This window comes from Paenibacillus polysaccharolyticus (assembly GCF_023714295.1).
GTDB classification, from domain to species: domain Bacteria; phylum Bacillota; class Bacilli; order Paenibacillales; family Paenibacillaceae; genus Paenibacillus; species Paenibacillus polysaccharolyticus_A.
In genome coordinates this window covers 236,716-250,356 of the sequence record NZ_JAMAUN010000007.1, presented here as the reverse complement: position 1 = coordinate 250,356, position 13,641 = coordinate 236,716, and the positions used below count along the sequence as shown (strand labels likewise).

The following is a 13,641-nucleotide window of genomic DNA, read 5'->3' as shown; positions in this document are numbered from 1 at the left end:
GTAGCAGACCGCGCTTTTTTATTGTTATTGCATAAGAGGTTGGTTTCCGTGAAGGTGAACGTTATTCCTACTTTGGCCCTACACAGCAGAATCTGCTCGATCTGCTTTAGTGACTTTACGATCCTGTTAAAGCCGTATCGGGACACCGTTTTTTCTCCTGCCAATTAGTGAGTAAGAACTTGTACATCATGAGCGAGTGCTGTTTTTAACATGCCGTACCGGTGCTCATGACTCATCTCAAACAACCAAGGTCTGCGTGGCGCAGTGAGGTATCCGAGGCAATCCCGTGTTTCCAGCCAGTCATGTCTTGTTATCGGTTCATAGGGTGTGTCCTCCCACACGGCGAGCAACTCAGGAGAATATAGACGTTGACCTTCCGGCAGCCATTCCTCATTCAATAAAGCATCCGTGTACAGGGTATGATCTGTTGGCCCTTCATGGTGCTTGGTAAACAGGCCTGGCCAATATTCGGCTCGTGAGCCACGATGAGGTATTGTTCGTGCGAAGTCCAGCACCTGCTGAAGCACTTGCTCTACACCAAATAACAGGGCATACAGCCCTTTGCCGAACTGGATACGTTCATTCAATTTGCCAAAATGCTCAATGACCCGTCCGGTAAGTCCACCTCCTTGTGCAAGAGGGAAAACGATGTGGTTCAGCCCGGCCAGATTGTGCAGATGAAAAGCAGGTTTGGAGAGTACTACTTTTTGAAAATAAGGATGTTGCACCACCCGGCTCTCGATATAGTTCTGCTCATTAATAATTAAGGCCACACTCAGTATGGAACTGCAACGTTCGAGCCAAAATCGCTCCCAGAACGGGGTCATAAACGACGATACATGAAAATGAGACAACAGATGGAAGCAGCTTCGTCCAAGCCGCCGACTGTGGATATACAGCTGCAATTGAGGATAGGCATCCTGAAAAATAAGGGCATTGCACCGCTCCAGCAAGCGATACATATGCTCACGATCCTTCTGATTTTGCAGATTATGCATCAGGTCGCTGTGCAGGTCGGTCATATGATATCCGCCGTTGCGGGATACCATATGTGCCAGGAGCGCCCAATGTAGTTCGGGATACTGCTCGTAGCATTCCAGATAAGCGGCGGTTCGAGTCACATTACTGCGATTCTGCTGTTGCGTTAAAGTTTTGATCTCTTCGAGAATGATGCAATCCTCTTCACACACCAGTGCACGTTGTGCCTGATTGTTGCGTGCAGGAGATGGCTTGCCTGTTGTAGGGATTAACTTCTCCACCTCAGCTTGCAGAGCGGCAGCTGTATCTGCGTTCCAATTCAGGTCACGCAAAGGATGTCTAAGCCTTGCAGACGCATGCCAGGCGGCTTGTTTACCTCGCCATACTTCCAGAGCTGCTCCGGGAATGGAGCGAATGATCTGTACAATGGAGCCTGAATGCTGATTTTCCGAAGAGTCATTTCTGGTGGAAGTCATGAATGGAACATCCTTTCATGAATATCTGTGTTTGATATGCCAGGACTTGTGGTTATTCTAAGTATGCGCTGAACATTTGACTTCCAATCACCAATTTGCTTCACTTAGAGGGAGACAAGGTACAGAAAGGGAGATGTGACAATGGAACAGATTACATCCAAGCCGGAATTTGATGTGGCGATTCAATCTCCACGTTTGACAGTGGCCGTATTTAAGGCAGACTGGTGCGGGGATTGCAAATACATCGATCCGTTTATGCCTGAGGTGGAAACGAAGTATTCACGTGACTTGACCCTGATTGAAGTGGATGTTGATCAGGTGGGTACAGTAAGTCAGGAGCAAAATATTTTGGGTATTCCAAGTTTTGTAGCCTACACGGACGGACGTGAACTGGTGCGCTACGTGAACAAGCTGCGCAAATCGAGAGAAGAGATCGAACAGTTTTTGGATCGCGCGGTTGAGGTCTATAACACCATTCATAAGTAAGGCCTAGGTGCATCGCAGGGAATGAAATCTTCAAGACAGGGTAGACTGTACAATAGGTATGAAATTACAAGGCTGTCGGTTGAGCCGTCTTCAGGCTTAAGACTGCCTTGTTTTTATTTGGCTTGAGGAGAGTGGCTTAAGGCTACCGAGTTTGGTCGTGGTTCACATACATAAAATCGAAATGAAATGACCTGCTGGTCAATTTTTCAACAGACGTTAACATTTTGTCACAAAGCGCGGCGTCAATGATGCTTTTATCCGGTATAATGAATGTAGTTGTGAAATTAGTGTCAAAGTATGTACAAAACAAGTGCCGCAATGAGCATTATTATGGAAACAAGGCAGTAGATAAGGCAATAACATTGCTTAAAGCAACAAAAGAAGACCAGTATTAATGATGAATCAGTATGATTATCAAGCGAAGAAACTTCTTCGCCATCTTAAACCAACAGCGGGTGAGAAAAAATTGAAGCACTTAACATTGTTTAAATGGTTAACCGTATTAACCTGTCTTGTTATGTTCCTGGCTACCTTTGGCGGCGGGATCGTGACGAAAACCGAATCGGGACTTGGCTGCGGAACACAGTGGCCTTTATGTAACGGTAAGCTTGTACCAGCTCATACTGTTGCCTCTCTGATTGAATACTCCCACCGTGCTGTCAGTGCATTGGCAGGGTTGTTGTCCATCGCATCTTTTGTTGCCTTCTTACGTTTTGGCAAGCAGCGTCGTGATTTGCAATTGTTCTCGTTTTTAACTCTTTTATTTGTGATTATTCAGGGAATTATGGGCGCTTTTGCCGTAGTCTTTTCACAATCGTCGGCGGTCATGGCGCTTCACTTTGGGTTTGCGCTCATTGCCTTTGCCAGCTCATTAATGATGGCTCTTGGGATTAGGCAGGAGGCCAGATATGGCGGTTTGGAACGTCTGAACCAGTATCCGCGCGTTAGTAAGGGATTCCGCAATCTGGTTTGGTTTTCAACCATCTATACGTACCTGGTCGTGTATACAGGGGCGTTTGTAAGCCATACCGATTCCGCAGGTGGTTGTTCCGGATTTCCGCTCTGTAACGGGCAGATTGTGCCTGAACTTTCTGGCGGGGTAGCTGTGGCCTTTGCCCATCGTCTGGCAGCTGTGTCACTCGTGGTCGTAATCGCGATCCTAGGACATTTTGCTTACCGTAAACACCCGGACAACCGTGAGCTACGGACACTCGGTGTGTTATCCGTCGTTTTAATTCTGTTGCAAGTGGTTATCGGTATGTTCATGATGTGGACGATTAATCGCCCGGAAGTTTACATGTTTGTGGCGCTTGCACATATGCTGGATATCGCTATACTGTTCGGTATCTTGACCTATATGAGCTTCCTTGTGTACAAGCTGCACCGCCCGGTGAACCGATTCTAAACAGCGTATGTACTTGGTATTTACAAAGAAATTTTAGTTCATTGTCCTGCAAGCTGCGCTGGGCCATGTTGGAAAGTCCACCATCCGGTGATGTAGATCATTGGAGAGGTGGACTTTTGTTTGATGTTAGGGGGAGCAGGGCAACCTAAATCAAGTTGTCTTGATTAACGGAACGACACACAGGTCTTGGTTCATTTTCAGCTGTTCAACAGTTGTGAAAACATATATTTTGCATCATCAGTGGAAAGAGGAGGCCTTCTATGCTACGTACGTTACTGGGAGAAAAGCCACGAGTGAACCAAGGGAAACTTAAGGAAGCCATGGATACCATGGCGTTTACATTAGAGTCTTTTGAAAAACAAATGTATGTGGATCATGATCCAAACCATGATTATCGGAAGTTGTATGTATGGACACAGGGACTAATCTCTTCGTTGGATGAACTGGAGCAGAGTTATTTTGCTGCCGCACATTTTCGTAAAAAAGTAGTTGCAGGTTCAACGCGCGATATGAGTTCTGCTGAGAAATCTGAGTATGCCCGGTACGTTTATTTTTATAAAGATGCCTTTATTCGGTGCTTCGCGATTCTGGACAAATTGGGTACGGTCTTAAATGAAGTTTTCCAACTAAATACATCCAAAACCAAAGTGCATTTCTCTTATTATACCGTTCTGAGGCAATTCGAATATTATCGGGATCATCATGAGTTGGCACAGCAATTAATTAAAATTAAGGAAGCGTACCGAGAACCGATGAGCAGATTGCGAAAGCGACGTAATATGGAGATTCATTACATGAATTCGGAAATGCAGGATGATTTGTGGCAGTTACATCAGACGTTGCGTGGCAAAGTGAAGCTCGAGGATCTGGATCAGCATCTTCTCGAGATGCAGCAAGGTGTAGATATGGTCTGTGAAACACTGAATATGGCCTATCGATACATCAATCGAATCTGGCGTAAACAGATTTTGAAACACTAGGTGAAGCAATGATTTTAAATAATACCATTTGACAAATCGGAATACTTTGATTATACTGAGTTCCAGATCAATACTTACATGGGATCATGTCTTTAATACAGTATTTGATGCAGTTCGGTCATTATACATGACGAACTACATGAAACTATACAATCCTACAACTTTATATTTCTCTTATCGAGAGTGGCGGAGGGACAGGCCCGATGAAGCCCGGCAACCGATCAACGATGATGGCATGAATGCTTCTCATTGTTGATGTTAGGTGCTAATTCCTACAGAATCATGTTGCACATGATTTTGGCAGATGAGAAGGTCATTTCACGTGAAGAGCCATCTTTGTATCTGCAAAGGGCTCTTTTTTTGCGTAGAACGGGGAGTTTTCCCTTCCTTCGGGTAAAGATATATGTAGGTGATGGGGAAGGAGCAGTACTAGTGATTGAATTGGTTGGATTAACCAAAACATATGGCAGACGTACCAAGGCAACGACGGCGTTGTCACACCTTGATCTGAAGATTGAGAAGGGTGAGATTTTCGGCGTGATTGGTCACTCAGGCGCAGGGAAAAGTACATTGATCCGATGTATTAATTTGCTTGAGCGCCCAACGGAGGGTGAGGTTTGGGTTGATGGCGTTAACCTGACCGAACTTAGCAAAAGTGAACTACAGCAGCAACGACGCAAGATCGGTATGATTTTTCAGCATTTTAATCTGTTATCGTCGGCAACGGTTTACGACAATGTGGCTTTCCCGTTAAAACTGGTCAATACACCTAAGGATGCGATTGATCGCAAGGTGAAGGAAATGCTCGCTCTGGTTGGTCTGGAGCAACATAGAAGTAAATATCCGGCTCAGTTGTCCGGTGGACAGAAGCAACGGGTAGGGATAGCGAGAGCTCTGGCAAGTGACCCAAGTGTACTTCTCTGTGATGAGGCAACTTCGGCACTTGATCCGCAAACAACCAATTCGATTCTGAAGTTATTGCTGGATATTAATGAAAAGTATAATCTGACCATTGTGCTGATTACACACGAGATGCATGTCATTCAGAACATCTGCGACCGGGTAGCCGTCATCCATCAAGGCGGCATTGTGGAGCAAGGGCCCGTGACGGAGGTATTCATGAAACCACAACATGCGATCACGCGGGATTTTGTCTCACGTGACAGCGAGGGTGGACTGGCACTGGAGGAAACGGTTATGGCGAATGCCGAAACAGAACTGCCGGCAGGGATATCCTCCAAGTTAGTGAAGGTTTCATTTCTTGGAAATAAAACCTATGAAGCAATTCTGTCGAGAACTGTTCGCAAAACAGGTGTGGATTTTGCTATTCTGCAAGGTACCATCTCTACAATCAAGCAGGTTCCTTATGGTCAACTGACGGTGCGTTTTGAAGGTGACTCCGCTGCGATTGAACAGACCTTGTCTGAACTAACCGCAGAAGGACTTGATGTGGAGGTGCTCCGATAATGGATTTTTCCAAAGTACGCTGGGAAGAGGTCGGTACGGCCTCCATTGAAACATTGCAGATTCTTGCTGTATCCGGTTTATTTACTGTTCTTTTGGGTTTGCCGCTTGGTGTCATTCTGTTTATGACAGGCCGCTCGGCTTCACCTAGTTCAAAACTAACCTACATCATATTGTCTATTATTGTTAATATTTTACGTTCGGTACCTTTCATCATACTAATTGTCGCTCTTATTCCGTTTACGCGTACGCTGGTGGGCACCGCTACAGGTGTGCTTGGTGTCATTCCACCGCTGGTCATCTCGGCTGCTCCGTATTTTGCACGTCTGGTGGAGAATACTTTACGTGAAGTGGACCGCGGCGTCATTGAAGCAGCTCAGGCAATGGGGGCATCTACAGCTCAGATCGTAAGACGGGTGTTGTTACCTGAGGCTTTACCAGGCTTGCTTGCCGGAATTACGATTACCATCGTTACGCTGGTATCCTATACGGCCATGGCGGGCATGGTCGGCGGTGGGGGTCTGGGTACACTGGCCATTAACTATGGATACTATCGATATCAGAATGAGATCATGATTATTTCTGTTGTATCCATGATTATACTGGTTCAGCTTTTGCAGATGATTGGCGATCGTCTGGTCATTTATTTCACCCGGAAATAACAGATAGATGAAAAAATAAAAAGCGAAGGGGTTTTACAGATGAAAAAGTGGTCTATTATTTTACTCAGCTTGATGATGATTGCCGTGCTCGCAGCTTGCGGCAACAACAAGAAATCCGATAGTGGTGCGGATAACGCAGCAGGCGCTCCGCGTACCGTTGAATTGAAAGTCGGCGCTTCACCTACACCACATGCGGAGATTCTGGAAAGCATCAAACCTGAACTTGAAGCGCAAGGCATTCGTTTGCAAGTGGTGACGTTTAACGACTATGTACAGCCTAACCAACAGTTGGCAGATGGCAAACTGGACGCAAACTTCTTCCAGCATCAGCCGTACCTTGATACGGAGAACAAAGAGCGCGGATTCAACCTTGTTGCTGTGACCCCGGTTCACGTTGAACCTTTCGGTGGCTACTCCAAAAAGATTAAATCCCTGGATGAACTGAAAGATGGCGCTAAAGTGGCTATTCCGAACGACCCATCCAATGGTGGACGTGCACTCTTGCTGCTTGCGAAAAAAGGTCTGATTACGCTCAAAGACGATACCAACATCGCATCCACTAAACAGGACATTACATCGAATCCGAAAAACCTGGAAATCATCGAACTGGATGCAGCCATGATGCCTCGTCAGCTGGATGAAGCTGATCTGGTATTTATTAACGCGAACTATGCACTGGAAGCAAACCTCAACCCATCTAAAGATGCGTTGTTGATCGAAGATTTGCAAGGCAACCCATATGCAAACATTCTGGTGTCCCGTGAAGATAACAAAGATGCCGACGCTATCAAAAAACTGGCAGAAGCTCTTCACTCCGAAACGGTGAAAAAATTCATCAAAGAACGTTACCAAGGTGCAGTTGAACCTGCATTTTAAGGTTCTTTGAGAGATCAGCGTAGGTATTGCTGATATGTATTACAACAAAGGCCGCGGCTCTCTAATGTGAGAGCGCGGCCTTTTCTTATTGTTAGTAAACTGCGTTGGTTAACTTGGATTTATGATTATGTATTCTCTGTCTTTGAGTTTTTATCCGAAGTGCGGTAGTACGTTAGTTCATTCTGTTCCGCAGTATGTTGTTGCTCGTGTTCTTCATAGTTATATTCCCGGGTCACCGGATACTGTGTTTCCTCTTGATGGAGTGCATCTCTTTTCTGTTGGTATCTGACCCAGCCAAATAACAATATGAATAAACCCAGACCCCAATACCATCTATGCTTCAAAAATTTCCAAATACTTTCCTCTTCCGCGGTATAAGGAATTCCCCCCAGCACGAGACTGTTCAGGCCAAGACGTGATGTTTGGTCGGTTTTATCATTATAATCTTCATATCTGAATCCTGGATTCACGGTAAGATGCCCAAGTACCGTTTCTTCAAAAGCAGCACTACTTTGCTCCAGATTCGCTTTTTCGGTTACAAGAATCGCCGTGATATAGCCTTCGCGTGTTAAGAGATTAACATTATAATTGACCAAGGCTTGTTCGTAGCTATCTTTAAATCCGAGTGCATAAATCAGTTGATGACTGGAAGGATTATAATCAGGTGCAACCTCCCACCCTGTTACATGGAGTTCGTTTTCTTCTGTTGCATTACGGTTATGTTCAACTTCCCAACGCATACAGTTACTTAATAACTCGTGAGCATCCAATTGATTTGCGTCATCGGCATGAATATGCCCGCTCTGCACGTATTCGAATATGACAGACCATGAACCCATGGGGTCGTTACTGTACAGGCTTCCGATCTCATTCCCGTTCGGCTGATTACCAAGTTCCAGCATGGAGCGTTGTGTATCCGTTTTACCTAGAAATGAGTAGTTTGCTGGAAGCTCAAGTGAGGCTTTGCCATCGAAAGATACGCTATTCGGACCATCCACCCATTCGTATTCATTGGATGATGAGGTAATGTGCTCATTGGTAGCAGAGACGGGTCCGATATCCGCTAATAGTATAGAATACATTAGAACTAATGACACTGTGAGTCTAAATGAACTCAATTTGAACCATTTCTTCATTGAACACGATCCTTTCGAACATGATAATGGCGTTTTTAGATAAGAAACGACGTTAAGACATTATCACAGGTATGTAAGATGATTAAGATAAATTTGGATAATCAGGACTTATTTGTATTAGTTAAATAACTGGAACAGATTGTGAGCACATGTAAGTTGTGAGGCAAGCCCAAATCTTTTATACTGAATGAGTGACTGCTCTTTGAAGAGGGGGATGAACGTGAAGGGAAAGATTGCCCTCATAACGGGAAGTGCCAAAGGTCTTGGTAAAATGACAGCCCTCAGTCTGGCGGATCAGGGATGCCACATTGCCCTTAATTATGTGCATAGCAGAACAGAAGCCGAATCGTTGCAAGCTCAGATTATCGCCAAAGGGGTGCGCTGCATTGCCGTTCAGGCGGATATATCCAAAGTAGAAGAGATGCACACACTCGTTGCAGAGGTACAGACACAGCTGGGTCATGTAGACATTCTGGTGAATAACGCCGGTCCTTTTGTACGAGAGCGTCGGGTGTTCGCAGACTATTCCGAAGCAGAGGTACAGATGTTAGTGCAGGGTAACCTGCTTGGGCCGATGATTCTGGATCAGCTCGTTTTGCCGGAAATGCGCCGTAAGCAGTGGGGACGTATTATTCATTTTGGCTTCAGTCATGCGGGAGAAGCAAGATCCTGGCCTCATCGTGCAGTCTATGCTGCTGCCAAGGTAGGTTTGGTTTCGTTTACGAAAACTCTTGCCGTGGAGGAAGCGCCTTACGGGATTACGGTGAACATGGTATGTCCCGGTGATATTCGGGGTGCGAATAAAGAGAAAACGATTGATGACATTGCAGGGATATCTGATAAGGAAACGCCGAGAGGACGACCTGGCAGTGGAGAGGATATTGCGCGAGTGATCACGTACCTGTGCTTAGATCATTCGGATTTTATAACAGGCAACATTATGGATGTGTCCGGAGGACTTGACCCGATCAGGCCTACAATCTGATGGAATTACAAAAAAAGAGCCTCTCGCTTCTTGCGAAGCGAAAGGCTCTCTGAGGTTTATTTCGTGAAGGATTGATTAGAATACTTGTACAACTTCTTGTACACCCTCAACTTCTTCAAGAAGGGCGCGTTCAATCCCGGCTTTTAAGGTAATAGTGGAGCTTGGGCAACTGCCGCAGGCACCGACCAGTTTCAGCTTAATGATGCCGTCCTCCACGTCGACCAGTTCCACGTCACCGCCATCGCGTTGCAGGAACGGACGAAGTTTATCAAGCACATCAGATACCTCATCATACATGGTGCTTTGTGCGTTTTCGCTCATATTGTTCAACTCCTTTCCTCCCTATATTATATTACAAATGACCATAAATTAAAATGGTCAAACAAAGCAGGTGAACTGAAATGAGACCAATTATTGAATTTTGTGCTAACAATATGCATTTTGGCACGGATGAAGTCATGGATCAGCTGGATGAAAATCCGGACTATGACGTGATTGAATACGGCTGTCTGACCAATTGTGGTCAATGTTATATGACGCCTTTTGCCTTGGTCAATGGTGAAGTTGTCACCACGGATAAAGTAGAAGATCTATATAACGCCATTCTAGCCAAAATTGCCGAAGCGGATGCCTGGGACGCGCTGGATCTCGATTAACTTCAATTAACCGAGATGACGCTTGGACATCCAGAGCACACCGCTTTTCAGAATACGAGGCACTCGTCCCATCATGGACGTTTTGCCCATCAGCCCAAATCCAGCCTTCTTGCCAAGCGCGCCAAGTGTGCCGCGAAGCTTTAAGGGCTGTGGATTGGGCTTTTCGCCTTTCCAGAGGGCATGCTGAATATGAGCGATCTGTTCACCCTGAACCTCCGCAGCCTGACCACTGGGTGCATAAGGTACACTGGCGCAGTCACCTACCACATAAACGTCGGTATACTCCGGAATCTGATAGTACTCGTTCAATACGACACGACCTTGTGGGTCTTTCGTTACATGGAGGTCCTGAACTACTTTTACCGGCTGAATGCCTGCCGTCCATACGACTGCATCGGTCTGAATCTGTTCATCGCGGTTGTAGATCGCGTTAGGCTCGACTCGCGAGATAGCAATATGTCCTCGTGCTTCAACCTGATGTTCGCCGAACCATTCGTGAACATAAGAGGAGAGACGTTGAGGGAATGCGGATAATACACGTTCACCGCGATCCAGAATACTGATATTCAGATCCGGTCTGCTTTCGCGTAATTCGGCAGCCATTTCAACACCACTTAGGCCACCGCCCACAATGTGAACATGCCCATAAGCTTTAACCTCATTTAGACGCAGGTACGTCTCGCGTGTTTTGCTGAAACTTTGAATGGTACAGCTGTATTCTTCGGCACCAGGTGTATTGTGAAAACGATCCGTACAACCTAGTCCAATCACAAGCTTGTCATATTCAAGCGGTTCCTGACCTTCGAATTCAATCTGACGCTGCTCCAGATTAATGGCTGTAACCTCGCCGAAACGGTGTGTTACTTTCTCATTTACCGGAAAATGGATACGCAGGTCGTAATCGGATACCGTTCCTGCTGCGAGTGCGTAATATTCGGTCTTTAATCCTTGAAAGGGGCTGCGATCCACCAGTACAATTTGCGTATCTGACGGGATTTTGCCTTCCAGAAGTTCCTTGATGATCGTGAGGCCGCCATAGCCGCCTCCAAGAATGACGAAATTTTTCATGACTCGGCTTCCTTTCTGCATCAGTCCCATTGCTGGGGCTGTAACCTGCGGAGCAGCTATGTCCTCACATAGCTGCTCCGTGTGTTGTTTTTAGTTTAAAAAATTTGAATAATTCATAGTGAGGAGATGAAAATTTAAAATATATGATCACAGTTAAGCATCACTCTGATCAAACGTCCCCCCTGATTGAAGAAAGTATCGTTCTTTGATGAGTGATGCTTCTGCTGCTGTAGCATTTGCCTAGATCGATGAAAACAATCAGAGCTATTCGTAAACTTGAATTTCATTGTAGAACGTATCACGTTCTACAGGGATGCGGCCTGCACCCTTAATAAGCCATATGAGCTCTTTACGTGTAAGGCCTTCAGGTGTGAGAGCACCTGCGGCATGACTAATCCGTTCGCGAACAATCGTACCATGTGCATCTGAAGCACCGAATCCAAGGGCAACTTGAGCCAGCTGTGGTCCGATGTTAATGAAGTATGCTTTGATATGATCGATGTTATCCAGCATCAGTCGGCTGATCGCTATTGTTTTGAGATCCTCATAAGCCGAGTTACGACGCATAATGCTTGCGTTTTTACTTTTTGGCTGCATGGAGAGCGGAATAAAGACCATGAATCCGTTGGTCTCGTCTTGCAGTTCACGAATCTGCACCATATGATTGACGCGGTCCTCATAGGATTCGATCGATCCATACAACATCGTCGTATGTGTACGCATGCCGAGCTCATGAGCTGTGCGGTGCACCTCAAGATAACGATCCACGTTGGCTTTGTCTACACGCATTTTTTTGCGGTATTCATCCGAGAGAATCTCAGCGCCGCCACCAGTCAATGTTTTCAGACCTGCTTTTTGCAGCTCTTGCAGAACTTCTCTGATACTAAGTCCGCTGATGCGAGTGAAGAAATCAATCTCTGCCGCAGTATATGCTTTCAGCGTAACATCCGGATATTTTTCGTTTAAAGCACGCAGGGAATCAACATAATATTGAAAAGGAACATGGTTGTTGTGTCCACCTACGATATGGAACTCACGCACGCCTGGATGAATATGCTGCTCCACATAGTCGATCATTTCCGGACCGGATAACGTATAAGAGCCTTCCTCACCCTGGTCTTTGCGGAAATTACAAAATGCGCAGCGGGCTTCGCATACGTTGGTGAAATAAAGGCTCATGTTCTCAATAAAATAAACTTTCTTGCCGTTCTTCCGCAGATTGGCCTCATTGGCCAGCTGGCCCAAAGTCAGCAGATCATCTGTTTGATACAGATATACGCCGTCTTCTACGCTCAGCCTTACGCCGTTCTGCACTTTCTCAACGATTTCAGCCATTCTTTTGTCGGTGAACGGTGTTACCAATGTAGACATGCTGTTTCCTCCTGTTCTTTACCGGAATTCGAGTTGTGGTGTGTTGAACCAATAAACAGAAATACATAGCAAAGATGCGGTCAACTGCCGCCTTCCTGTGAAAGACTAACTCTTATTACCCGGTGCAGCGTGTGCTGCAATCGAAAAGTTTATTTTTTCAAAAGGAGTCTAAGTGACTCTATATGCATTGGGGACTGAGAACCAGTCTCGAAATGTGAAAAAAATTACAACTCCATATATGACCAACATCCGAATATCTCATGACAACATATTGAACATTTTCAGAGTGACCACCTATCCATTATAAACCTCGTGCCGCAGGGGTTCAATACACTGGGAAGAAAAAGGAGTTCAGGGGGAACGCGGTAGCGGGCAAACATGACTTGAGCCCCTTGACGGGGTGGAGTATAATTTAAGGAAGAGTGATGAAAAGGAGAGTGACCTGGCATGATTAATATCAGTGAAACGGCTGCTGACCGATTGAAAGAAATGCTTGCACAGCAAGAGACCCCTGGAATGTTCCTGCGTCTTGGCGTAGCACCGGGCGGTTGTACCGGATTTTCGTACGCCATGGGCTTTGATGATAAAGAGTCCGATGAGGATATATATATGGACATTCATGACATGAAAGTCGTTGTGGAGAAAGAAAATGTGAAATATTTGAATGGCCTCGAAATCGATTTTGAAGAATCCGGCATGTCCGGCGGTTTCACCATTCACAACCCGAACGCAGTAGCTACATGCGGCTGCGGCTCATCCTTCCGTACGCGTGAAGAAGCAGGGGTACCGGATAAAGATTGTTAATCTGCGAATAGTAAGGGTTTGAGCGTGTCAATTCATTAAAGCGTTCAAGAAGATACAACGGTCAAGGCACATTTTCGGCGAAAAGGATTCGCTGGAAGTGTGCTTTTTTGTGCTCCGTGTAGTTAGGTTGGATAGGTACTTTAAGCCGCTCTGAAGTGGGGGTGTTGATTACGCATTTGCGATATTGACATTTTGTTCCATGTATAGGTATATTATTTTGTGCAAACGTTTGCAATAATTAAACTTACCATTAACGTATTTGCCGGTTTCATACCCGATAATCGTTGGTGTATA

The 13,641-nt window shown here is 45.6% G+C and carries 14 protein-coding genes and 1 riboswitch; of the genes, 9 read left to right on the top strand and 5 right to left on the bottom strand.

Annotated elements, in window-relative coordinates:
• Positions 1-164: 164 nt before the first annotated feature.
• Positions 165-1,454 (bottom strand): DUF2515 family protein, encoded by a 1,290-nt coding sequence (locus M3629_RS18150; RefSeq protein WP_154959696.1) that lies wholly within the window; start codon positions 1,452-1,454, stop codon positions 165-167.
• Positions 1,455-1,595: 141 nt separating this feature from the next.
• Here M3629_RS18150 and M3629_RS18145 point away from each other — a divergent pair, with 141 nt between their 5' ends.
• The 6 genes from M3629_RS18145 to M3629_RS18120 all read left to right on the top strand — a co-directional run bounded on the left by M3629_RS18145 (position 1,596) and on the right by M3629_RS18120 (position 7,327).
• On the top strand, positions 1,596-1,940 hold the full coding sequence (locus tag M3629_RS18145; protein ID WP_090919572.1) for a thioredoxin family protein: 345 nt from the start codon (positions 1,596-1,598) through the stop codon (positions 1,938-1,940).
• 517 nt (positions 1,941-2,457) lie between these two features.
• Positions 2,458-3,345: a COX15/CtaA family protein gene (locus M3629_RS18140; RefSeq protein ID WP_251509269.1), complete on the top strand. Its 888-nt coding sequence runs from the start codon at positions 2,458-2,460 to the stop codon at positions 3,343-3,345.
• Positions 3,346-3,605: 260 nt separating this feature from the next.
• A complete protein-coding gene (locus M3629_RS18135) occupies positions 3,606-4,325 on the top strand; it encodes a Cthe_2314 family HEPN domain-containing protein (RefSeq protein ID WP_251509141.1) in 720 nt (239 codons plus the stop codon).
• 171 nt (positions 4,326-4,496) lie between these two features.
• A riboswitch (SAM riboswitch) is annotated at positions 4,497-4,636 on the top strand.
• Between the two features lie 121 nt (positions 4,637-4,757).
• Complete coding sequence (locus M3629_RS18130) at positions 4,758-5,792, top strand: methionine ABC transporter ATP-binding protein (protein ID WP_251509138.1); 1,035 nt, start codon at positions 4,758-4,760, stop codon at positions 5,790-5,792.
• On the top strand, positions 5,792-6,451 hold the full coding sequence (locus M3629_RS18125; RefSeq protein WP_251509136.1) for a methionine ABC transporter permease: 660 nt from the start codon (positions 5,792-5,794) through the stop codon (positions 6,449-6,451). The genes M3629_RS18130 and M3629_RS18125 overlap by 1 nt, the downstream gene beginning before the upstream one ends.
• 39 nt (positions 6,452-6,490) lie before the next feature.
• Positions 6,491-7,327 carry a MetQ/NlpA family ABC transporter substrate-binding protein gene (locus tag M3629_RS18120; protein WP_251509133.1) on the top strand — a complete coding sequence of 279 codons (837 nt, stop codon included), beginning with the start codon at positions 6,491-6,493 and terminating at the stop codon, positions 7,325-7,327.
• A 125-nt stretch (positions 7,328-7,452) separates the two neighbouring features.
• Here M3629_RS18120 and M3629_RS18115 read toward each other — a convergent pair whose 3' ends face one another.
• The gene (locus M3629_RS18115) at positions 7,453-8,463 is read right to left on the bottom strand and encodes a DUF2167 domain-containing protein (protein WP_251509130.1); all 1,011 of its coding nucleotides are present in this window, start codon (positions 8,461-8,463) and stop codon (positions 7,453-7,455) included.
• 220 nt (positions 8,464-8,683) lie between these two features.
• Here M3629_RS18115 and M3629_RS18110 point away from each other — a divergent pair, with 220 nt between their 5' ends.
• Positions 8,684-9,448 carry an SDR family oxidoreductase gene (locus M3629_RS18110; RefSeq protein WP_251509127.1) on the top strand — a complete coding sequence of 255 codons (765 nt, stop codon included), beginning with the start codon at positions 8,684-8,686 and terminating at the stop codon, positions 9,446-9,448.
• A gap of 75 nt (positions 9,449-9,523) precedes the next feature.
• Here the strand turns inward: M3629_RS18110 and M3629_RS18105 are convergent, their stop codons facing one another.
• Positions 9,524-9,769, bottom strand: coding sequence for a NifU family protein (locus M3629_RS18105; RefSeq protein WP_053783253.1), 246 nt, complete (start codon positions 9,767-9,769; stop codon positions 9,524-9,526).
• Positions 9,770-9,849: 80 nt separating this feature from the next.
• Between M3629_RS18105 and M3629_RS18100 the strand changes: the two genes are divergently transcribed.
• Positions 9,850-10,104, top strand: a complete 255-nt coding sequence (locus M3629_RS18100; protein WP_090919554.1) for a YuzB family protein — start codon at positions 9,850-9,852, stop codon at positions 10,102-10,104.
• 6 nt (positions 10,105-10,110) lie between these two features.
• On the opposite strand, the gene M3629_RS18095 is transcribed toward M3629_RS18100, so the two are convergent.
• Both M3629_RS18095 and mqnE read right to left on the bottom strand, forming a co-directional pair.
• Entirely contained in the window at positions 10,111-11,172 is a 1,062-nt protein-coding gene (locus M3629_RS18095) for an NAD(P)/FAD-dependent oxidoreductase (RefSeq protein WP_251509125.1), read from the bottom strand.
• 264 nt (positions 11,173-11,436) lie between these two features.
• On the bottom strand, positions 11,437-12,543 hold the full coding sequence (mqnE, locus tag M3629_RS18090) for an aminofutalosine synthase MqnE (protein WP_251509123.1): 1,107 nt from the start codon (positions 12,541-12,543) through the stop codon (positions 11,437-11,439).
• Between the two features lie 447 nt (positions 12,544-12,990).
• Here mqnE and M3629_RS18085 point away from each other — a divergent pair, with 447 nt between their 5' ends.
• Positions 12,991-13,347 (top strand): HesB/IscA family protein, encoded by a 357-nt coding sequence (locus M3629_RS18085; protein ID WP_123064700.1) that lies wholly within the window; start codon positions 12,991-12,993, stop codon positions 13,345-13,347.
• The last annotated feature ends 294 nt before the right edge of the window (positions 13,348-13,641 follow it).

What these genes read in the sequence shown, in the direction of transcription:
- M3629_RS18150 (WP_154959696.1), bottom strand. Translation starts at nt 1,454, where the DNA reads ATGACTTCCACCAGAAATGACTCTTCGGAAAATCAGCATTCAGGCTCC.
- M3629_RS18095 (WP_251509125.1), bottom strand. Translation starts at nt 11,172, where the DNA reads ATGAAAAATTTCGTCATTCTTGGAGGCGGCTATGGCGGCCTCACGATC.
- M3629_RS18085 (WP_123064700.1), top strand. Translation starts at nt 12,991, where the DNA reads ATGATTAATATCAGTGAAACGGCTGCTGACCGATTGAAAGAAATGCTT.
- M3629_RS18100 (WP_090919554.1), top strand. Translation starts at nt 9,850, where the DNA reads ATGAGACCAATTATTGAATTTTGTGCTAACAATATGCATTTTGGCACG.
- M3629_RS18125 (WP_251509136.1), top strand. Translation starts at nt 5,792, where the DNA reads ATGGATTTTTCCAAAGTACGCTGGGAAGAGGTCGGTACGGCCTCCATT.
- M3629_RS18140 (WP_251509269.1), top strand. Translation starts at nt 2,458, where the DNA reads ATGTTCCTGGCTACCTTTGGCGGCGGGATCGTGACGAAAACCGAATCG.
- M3629_RS18115 (WP_251509130.1), bottom strand. Translation starts at nt 8,463, where the DNA reads ATGAAGAAATGGTTCAAATTGAGTTCATTTAGACTCACAGTGTCATTA.
- M3629_RS18120 (WP_251509133.1), top strand. Translation starts at nt 6,491, where the DNA reads ATGAAAAAGTGGTCTATTATTTTACTCAGCTTGATGATGATTGCCGTG.
- mqnE (WP_251509123.1), bottom strand. Translation starts at nt 12,543, where the DNA reads ATGTCTACATTGGTAACACCGTTCACCGACAAAAGAATGGCTGAAATC.
- M3629_RS18105 (WP_053783253.1), bottom strand. Translation starts at nt 9,769, where the DNA reads ATGAGCGAAAACGCACAAAGCACCATGTATGATGAGGTATCTGATGTG.
- M3629_RS18135 (WP_251509141.1), top strand. Translation starts at nt 3,606, where the DNA reads ATGCTACGTACGTTACTGGGAGAAAAGCCACGAGTGAACCAAGGGAAA.
- M3629_RS18145 (WP_090919572.1), top strand. Translation starts at nt 1,596, where the DNA reads ATGGAACAGATTACATCCAAGCCGGAATTTGATGTGGCGATTCAATCT.